The following is an 832-nucleotide window of genomic DNA, read 5'->3' on the forward strand; positions in this document are numbered from 1 at the left end:
AAAAATATGGTGTTTCAAGAGAAAGAATAAGACAGCTAGCTGAGCAGGCGATGAGTAAGGTAAGACAACATATACAATCGGAGAGTTTAAAATTTGGCTTGCATGCGTAGGTTTTTTGTACTTTTAACATTTTTTTCAGTAGGCGCTCTCGCATCGGTCAGTGATGTGCAGTTGAAAGAAAAATATAAGGATTGGCTTGTGTATACTGCATTAGAAGATGGAGAAAAAGTGTGCTACATCGTGTCTTACCCTAAGAAAAAAAGTGAGCATTATACAACTGACCGCAAGCCATATGTAATGGTCAGTTATGTCGATAAAAAAGCAGATGAGGTCAGCGTTACCTCTGGTTTTCAGTACGATAAGGAGCCTGTAGTTCTTAATGTAGATAAAAGAGTTAAATATATATTGCCCATAATACAGGGGAGTCTCGCATGGGCAGAACGTACAAAAACAGATCAAGAACTAATTCTCAAGATGAAACAAGGATTATCAGTGGTAGTCAATGGAAAAGCAAAAACAGCAACTGTTGATGACACTTATTCCCTACTTGGTTTTCAAAAGGCGTATCAAAAAATGCACGATTTGTGCCACGCGAAATAAGCTGTTTTGCATCTATTCTGAACTAGACCTTTTGCACTATGGTAAGGAATTTTTAAGGAGCAACGCAGAATACTAGAAGTATTGTAATTTGATTACATAGTAAACTATGTCATCCAAGTAGCTGACACTGGTTTCTTATGGCGGTACCGCCCAAGTGCCTCTCCTTCTCTTGTCATTCAAGTGACTTTTTTCGTCATTCCAGCAGTTGATACTAGGATCTACTGTCTAAAAC

General features: G+C 38.2%; 2 protein-coding genes. Both read left to right on the top strand.

What is annotated here, in order from left to right; all coding sequences use genetic code 11:
• The coding region (locus IHO40_RS06100; protein WP_368666772.1) for a sigma factor-like helix-turn-helix DNA-binding protein at window positions 1-110 on the top strand (110 nt) is incomplete at its 5' end.
• On the top strand, window positions 103-600 hold the full coding sequence (locus IHO40_RS04225) for an invasion associated locus B family protein (protein ID WP_225536908.1): 498 nt from the start codon (window positions 103-105) through the stop codon (window positions 598-600). The genes IHO40_RS06100 and IHO40_RS04225, both read left to right, overlap by 8 nt.
• Window positions 601-832: the final 232 nt, after the last annotated feature.

Origin of the sequence: Wolbachia endosymbiont of Mansonella ozzardi (assembly GCF_020278625.1) — a bacterium.
Taxonomy (GTDB): domain Bacteria; phylum Pseudomonadota; class Alphaproteobacteria; order Rickettsiales; family Anaplasmataceae; genus Wolbachia.